This window comes from Terriglobia bacterium, assembly GCA_020072565.1.
GTDB lineage: Bacteria > Acidobacteriota > UBA6911 > UBA6911 > UBA6911 > JAFNAG01.
In genome coordinates this window covers 1-7,185 of sequence record JAIQGI010000112.1, presented here as the reverse complement: position 1 = coordinate 7,185, position 7,185 = coordinate 1, and the positions used below count along the sequence as shown (strand labels likewise).

General features: G+C 58.7%; 6 protein-coding genes. 1 reads left to right on the top strand and 5 read right to left on the bottom strand.

What is annotated here, in order from left to right:
- Positions 1–59: 59 nt before the first annotated feature.
- The 4 genes from LAP85_29295 to LAP85_29280 form a co-directional block, all read right to left on the bottom strand.
- The gene (locus LAP85_29295; GenBank protein ID MBZ5500508.1) at positions 60–281 is read right to left on the bottom strand and encodes an FKBP-type peptidyl-prolyl cis-trans isomerase; all 222 of its coding nucleotides are present in this window, start codon (positions 279–281) and stop codon (positions 60–62) included.
- 60 nt (positions 282–341) lie between these two features.
- The gene (locus LAP85_29290) at positions 342–680 is read right to left on the bottom strand and encodes a YciI family protein (protein ID MBZ5500507.1); all 339 of its coding nucleotides are present in this window, start codon (positions 678–680) and stop codon (positions 342–344) included.
- A 69-nt stretch (positions 681–749) separates the two neighbouring features.
- Positions 750–1,673 (bottom strand): cysteine synthase family protein, encoded by a 924-nt coding sequence (locus LAP85_29285; GenBank protein ID MBZ5500506.1) that lies wholly within the window; start codon positions 1,671–1,673, stop codon positions 750–752.
- 216 nt (positions 1,674–1,889) lie between these two features.
- Entirely contained in the window at positions 1,890–2,420 is a 531-nt protein-coding gene (locus LAP85_29280; protein ID MBZ5500505.1) for a DUF1579 domain-containing protein, read from the bottom strand.
- 336 nt (positions 2,421–2,756) lie between these two features.
- Here LAP85_29280 and LAP85_29275 point away from each other — a divergent pair, with 336 nt between their 5' ends.
- The gene (locus LAP85_29275) at positions 2,757–5,291 is read left to right on the top strand and encodes an ABC transporter permease (protein ID MBZ5500504.1); all 2,535 of its coding nucleotides are present in this window, start codon (positions 2,757–2,759) and stop codon (positions 5,289–5,291) included.
- Here LAP85_29275 and LAP85_29270 read toward each other — a convergent pair.
- Positions 5,187–6,911, bottom strand: coding sequence for a lysophospholipase (locus tag LAP85_29270; protein ID MBZ5500503.1), 1,725 nt, complete (start codon positions 6,909–6,911; stop codon positions 5,187–5,189). The genes LAP85_29275 and LAP85_29270 overlap by 105 nt on opposite strands.
- Positions 6,912–7,185: the final 274 nt, after the last annotated feature.

The window sequence follows — 7,185 nt, the reverse complement described above, 5'->3', positions numbered from 1 at the left end:
CGGGGCTTTCGCCGGCCTGAACTTGTTCAACGGCACGAATTCGTATTGCTTCCAGCGTCTTATGATCCAATTTGCGGGCATCGTTTTTGACCATGCCCAATTATACCATATGTCCGCATACTTATGCACTGATTAGTAAGTTTCGCGTTTCCGGGGATCTTGTCGGCAACGCCGGTATCTCGATAGGCCAGATGCGGGCTTACCGAAATCTTTCTTACGCCGCCGACCCGCATTCCTTCAATCCCATACTCCAAGCCGGCGATAACCTCGCGCTTGCCCATTGTAAGGGAATGAATTCTTATGCCACAACGGGGCACCTGACGAAGTTGGGAAACGCTCTGTCAACTGGCCAATTCATTCCAAATTGGTCTTACCTCAATCGTTGCCGCCTTTGCCATGGGATGCCGGGACGCTATGTCAATGGCTTCTTCGGGGCTTGCGCACTCAATCAGCTCGTACGCGCACATTTTTTCCTTGGACTTAGCGAATGGCCCGTTTGTGAGCACCACGTTACCTTCGCGTACTCGCACAGTCGTGGCGTCGCTGGGTGGTCGCAGTGGGTTTCCGTATACTCGGATTCCGCGACCTTCCATTTTCTTGATCCAGGCGACGATCTCCTTTATCAAGGTCTCAGTTGGAGTAAAGGAGTCATCGTGGCAGATGATCAGCAGATATTGCACGGGGTTTCTCCTTTCGGTGCATGCAGCTTGGTTCTATCGGTTCAACCCCACTGTGATCGAGACCGTGTCTTATCTGCTCCTGTACACATCGGTGCTCAAGTACTTCAGGCCAGAATCGGCCATCACCGTGACCACCTTGGCATCCGGTCCCAGCCGCTTTGCCACTTGAATCGCGGCGACGACGTTGGCTCCGGAAGACGTCCCCGCGAAGAGGGCCTCCTCCCGCGCGATGCGCCTCGCCATGTCCTTGGCGTCGTCTGTTCGGACCGGCAGGATGTCGTCCACGAGAGTCGGCTCCCAGAGTGGAGGAGTGTAGCCAATCCCAACTCCTTCGATCTTGTGGGACCCCGCCTGACCTCCCAGCAACACCGAGGATTCTGCGGGTTCGACGACGAAGATCTTGATACCCGGTTTGTATCGCTTCAGTACCGTGGCGACCCCACGCGAAGTAGCCGCCGTACCCACGCAGTGAACGAACGCGTCGATCTCCCCCTTCGTTTGACTCCAGATCTCCTCGCCCAGCGAGTAGTAACCCGCGATGCTGTCATGATTGTTGAGCTGGTCGGTCCAGTAAGTGTGAGGCTTTTGGCTCAAGCCGCGAGCGACCTCGATCATGTCCAGGATCAGTTTCTTGGTGGTGAGGCCTCCCTCGCTACGGACGAGCGTCAGCTCCGCACCCAGTGCCGCCATGTGATCCAGCTTCTCCTGGCTGAACGCATCGGAGCTGACAATCTGGAGACGGTAGCCTTTGGCGGCGCAGACCAATGCGAGCGATGCCCCCGTGCTGCCACCCGTGTACTCGACGACGGTGTCTCCGGGCTTGAGTCGACCGTCCTCCTCCGCCCGCGAAATCACGGCCTGCGCCATCCGGTCCTTGACGCTGCCTGTGGGGTTCTCCCACTCGAGCTTCACGAAGATGTCCGCACAATTGGGTGGAACGACCTTGCGAAGTCGAACTATCGATGTGTTTCCAATGGCACGGAGAATGTCCATGAGTTGAGCTCTCCCTCTGCTGGCTGGTTCCCTCGACCTGCGGAGTCTACCTTAGCACGCAGATCGGTGTCATCAAAAGTGCCTCTCGATTCGTCAAACTGGAGCTTGAAGAATTCGAGTCTCATGCGACAAGGCCTATTGTACCTTCTTTAGGAAGGGCTCACTCGCTTTGCTCGACGTGGTCTGCTGACCCGACGTCGCTGGAATTCCTGCGGATCATTTCTTTGCCATCTTTCCCTCTGCCTGGGGCTTCCAGGACTTGCCGTCTTCTGAATATTCGGATTTATAACTAAGCTCCGCAGAAGAAGTGAGCCGCACGACTGTCCGGAACCAAATGGTCTTGCCACCCATGACGTCGCTCCCCTCAAACGTCCAGTTGGATCCATCTACCCTGGCAGTCCCCGGACCGCCAAACCCGGTGCTGTCGACACCGAAACTGAAGTACTGCTTCTTTTCCGCGCTGTACCCGTAGATACCATGACTTTTAACAATCCCCATGGGCCCGGAATCCTCCGAGTCGCAGACGAGATGGTATCCTCCGGTGAACCACCCGCATTTCATGGAATTCTTGACCACGCCTCCCTTGCCTAATGGCGAAGTCTCGGCTTTGCCCTCTCCTATCCATGTTCCGACAAACACGCTCAGCTTCTTGTGTTCCGGTCCCGGCGGCGGTGGTGTAGTCTGCGCCCGTGCGGCGAGCGCAAATACCATGATCATGACGAAAGAGGCAGCACAAATTCGCTTCATACTCACCCCCTTGTATGTTTTGCGACAGCAGTTCGTGAGAATCCGTCTAATTCCAGCCTGTCCAGATTTTGATGGAAGCGGGATATGCAAGCAAGGCAAATCGCCCGATTCGGATCCTGTTTCACTGCGCAGCCTGTCTATCGACAGGCGCAACGTTTCCAGTGCGACCTGGTAGAGCTGTCCGATACCTTCGGCAGTCAGCTGAGTGGGGGGAGGCAGCGCGGCAACACAAGCGCCGGGATTTTGAGGCAACCAAATCCGGGTGCAGCACGTCATATAGGAAGGTGTTTTATCGCCGACCGTCGAACGTCCAATCCGGAAGGAAAAGGTGCGATATTGAAAACGAACTCTTTCTTCGAAGATATCCGGTACACTCTCCGCACATTGCGCCTTAATCCCGGCTTCGCGACCGTGGCCGTGCTCTCTCTGACCCTTGGCATTGGTGCCAACACCGCCATTTTCAGCCTTGTGGATGCGATCATGCTCCGCATGTTGCCGGTTACAGATCCCGAGCGCCTCGTTTTCTTATCGGACCCGGCTTCGGCGGGCGTGGCGAGCGGCGCAGAAACCGGCGTCCGATCCCTGTTCACCTACCAGGAATTCGAGCATCTCCGCGATCACAATCAGGTTTTTTCCGGCGCATTCGCTTCTGAGAGCAACCCCGCCCGGATCAACGTGCGGATCGCGATGGGGCCCGTCGAAGAGGCACGCGGCAAGCTGGTCAGCGGCGCGTACTTCGAAGTCCTCGGGGTACGTCCGGCATTGGGCCGGACCTTTACCGCGGCCGAAGATTCCAGTCCGGGCGCCGACCCGGTCGCCGTTCTCAGCTACGACTATTGGACGAGGCGCTTCGGCTCGGACCGGGCCATTCTCGGCACTACCATCGAGTTGAATCGGAATTCGTTCACAATCATCGGCGTGGCGCCTCCCGGATTTAACGGCGAGATCGTCGGAGAATCCCCGGCCTTGTACCTCCCGATGATGATGGAACCGCAGCTGAAGCCGGGACGGTTCTGGCTGCGCGACGATCCAAAGCGCGCGGAGAAGGTCATGTGGCTGCACATCGGCGGCCGACTCAAGCCGGGTATCAAGCCGGCCCAGGCGCAGGCCAATATCGACGTGGTTTTCCGGCAGTACCTGGAAAACCAGGCGGGATCGGTAGCGGATCCTCAACGCCGGCGGGAGATTGCAGATCAGAAGATCCTCGTTCACTCGGGAGCCACCGGTGCGTCCACACTGCGGGCTCAATTCACCCAGCCGCTCCTGGTTCTGATGGCAATCGTCGGGCTTGTGCTCCTGATCGCGTGCGCCAATGTTGCCAACCTCCTGCTGGCGCGAGCGACGGCGAGGCAGAAAGAAATCGGCGTACGCATCGCTCTCGGCGCCTCGCGCGGCCGGCTGATCCGGCAACTGCTGACAGAAAGTACCGTGCTTTCCGGAATCGGGGGGACGGCCGGAGTTCTGTTTGCCTATTGGGCTGCCCGTTTGTTGGTGCGGCTGGCATCGCCCCCCTCCAATCCGATCCCGCTGGAAGTGGACCCGCATGCGCGTGTCCTCGCCTTCACAGTGGCGGTATCGGTTCTGACGGGCGTGTTGTTCGGATTGGTTCCGGCGCTGCGCGCCACCAGGATGGATGTCAACAGCACCCTGAAGGAAAACGCCCGCAGTGTCGCCGGCAGCGGCGCCCGCCTTAACACGGGCAAGGTGCTCGTGATCGGACAGGTGGCGATCTCTCTCCTGCTGGTGCTCGGCGCAGGGCTATTCGTGCGCACGCTGCGCAACCTGCAGACCACGGAACTGGGATACAGCCGCGATAGCCTGCTGCTTGTGCGCATCGACGGGCTTTCGGCCGGATATGACAGCACGGCACGTGCAGGCCTCTATCAGAGAGTGCTCGAGGACCTCAAGACCCTTCCTGGGGTTCGCGGAGTCACTCTGTCCGAGAACGGACTGTTCAGCGGCACGGAATCAGGGGATCAGGTCACGGTCGAGGGCTTCCGCTCCGATAAAGAAGGGGATAATGCCTCCAATTTCGACCAGGTCGGCCCGAACTATTTCTCCACCCTCGGTATCCCGATCCTGGTCGGGCGCGAAATCGGCCCTCAGGATACCGCCACTTCGAACCAGGTCTGCGTCGTCAACGAGGCGTTCGCCAGATTTTATTTCGGGCGCGGCAACCCGATCGGCAAACATGTCAGGGACGAATTTCCCGATACCCGCGTCACCTTCGAAATAGTGGGAGTCACCCGGGACGCAAGAGATCACCGCCTGCGAGGGAACATCCCCAGGCGGTTCTACGTCCCCTTTTTCCATCCCCTGGGTGAAATCCCGCCTGCGGTGAACTATGAGATCCGGACTTTTGCCGACGCCGACAGCATGCTCTCCGTGGTGCGCCGCAAGATTCAGGAGATCGACGGCGCAGTGCCCATCCTGAGCGCCAGAAGCCTTTCGGAATTGTTGGACCGGACCGTCATCCGGGAGCGCATGATTGCGCAGGTCTCCAGTTTTTTTGGGTTGCTGGCGCTCTTGCTGGCGTCGATCGGGCTCTACGGAGTGCTCGCCTATTCCATCGAGCGCCGGACCCATGAGATCGGGATTCGCATGGCACTCGGCGCGCAGCAGGGGCGCATCCTCGGCGGCGTCCTGCGCGAGACGATGCTCCTTGTCGTTCTGGGAATCAGCCTGGGAGTTCCAGCCGCGCTTGCCTGCGGGCGCTTCGTGGAAAGCTCTCTGGTCGGCCTGGCCGTTCTCGACCCCGTCACCCTCTCAATCTCCGTGCTGGTGATCGCGGTGGTGGCAATGCTTGCCGGATATCTGCCCGCAAGGCGGGCAGCTCGGGTCGACCCGCTGATCGCGCTGCGCTGCGAGTAAAGGAGCGGATCGTTTCTTGATCCAGGTCGCAATGGTATCGATGACTTCCTGCGGGATACGCGCGGCAACTCCATATTCTGCGCCCGTGGATTGACCCTCTACAGGAAGGAAGAGGTGATTGAGGTTCGGAAAGAAGTGCGCCTCTCGCATTTCCGGCGGCTTCGCTGCCACCGCCTGTTGTGCCAGATCATAGTCGACCTTGAGAACCTGGATATCCTTGCCGCCCTGGAGTATCAGAACCGGCACTGTCGTGTTTTTCAGCGAAGCCTGCGGATCACGGCTGAAAAAGTCACGCCAGTAGGATGCACGGGCGAAAAATACCAATTCATCATCCTTCGCTTCGCCGGAACGGATGCGGGCAAAGGATTTCTTCAGTTCAACAATTTCGGCGTCAATCTCCCCTTGTGATCTGCCGCCGAGCTTGAGCTGGAACGCGAGCTGCTCCGGAATCACCTGATCGAGAGGACGTTCCGCCGCAGCCATCAGGATGGCGCCTTGCGTCTGCGCCCGATCGGCAATGACGGGGGCAAACATGGCACCCTGGCTGTGTCCCAGCACGAAGACATGCCCGGAATCGGCTTCGGCCAGCGTGCGCACAAACTGCAGCGCCGCGACAGCATCCGCGATAGTCTCTTCTTCCACTGTCAATGTCTTGGGATCAAGCTGCCCCTTGAACGCGAGCGTCCGCTTGTCGTAGCGCAATGTGCCGATGCCGGAGGCCGCCAGACCATGCGCGAGATCGCGGAATGGCTTGTTGGGACCAATGGTTTCGTCCCGATCGTTCGGTCCGGAACCATGCACGAGGACAACCATGGGCACTCTAACAGTCAACTTCGCCGGCAGACAGAGTGTGGCCGGAAACTTCAGCGAACCGCTCGGGAATTCAATGGCGCGCTCCACGAAAGTCGCCGGGATTGAATCCTTCGGCTCGGCCTTTGGCGCCATCGAAAAACCTTCGCGCACCAACTCGACATCCTGAACGGGCACGTAGACCCGCATCAACTCATTCGTTGTGGCGCCGGCCCAGAATTCCTCGATGAGGTTGGCGAATTCCACCGTGTACTTCTGTGCCCGGACGGGTTTGCCGTTCAAGCTGGCCGGCTCCTCGCCGCCTCGGGAAATCTTGCCTGAAATCGCGGCCTGCGCCTGCGGGACCAGAAATGTAAATGTCCAGGTATTTGTGGTCGAGGGCTTCCCAGCCAGGCTATTCAAGAGCACCTGGAAATGGGCCGTGACCATATTGTCGAGCACGATCATCGAGGACGTGAAGGGGACAGATTTTGCCGCCTGCTGACCGCCGGCGCTGACTCTCATCTGGATATTTTCCGCCTCCCGCCACGCTTCAATCACCTGGTTGCCTCCGGCCAGCATTTTATAGCGAATCAGCGTCAGATCGGGCGCCAACGTCTGCTCGTGGGTAGCGTCCATAGACCAGCCTTCTCTCTCCAGGTGGGACTTGCCCGTGAGGTGATAGCCGTCGGTGGTTCTGGTGATCTCATATTCTTCCGTACCGGTCAGTGCCGAACGGATACGAATGCGGAACTTGTTCGTCTCCTGCGAAAACAAGCCGCTGGTTGACAGCAGAAATATCAGTGATGCGCAGAACAGTACGCGACGCATGGGGCCTCCGGAACAGGTTGTTTCGATGATGATACGAGATCGGCGCCGAAAAGGATTGATCTTTTTGATCAGGGAACGCGCCCGGACACGCTCATCGGACCCTGAAATACACGGCGGGGCGCAGCCGCAACGACGAAATCTCAACGCAGTCTCCCATGCACCGGGGGTGCACCCAGGTGCATGAAAATGTTATTGTGCCCCGTAAGGCTTGCGATGGACGAAGGTCGTATTCTCTGTGATGCTTTCGAGCTCGAAACGCAGTCTGACCTGGTCG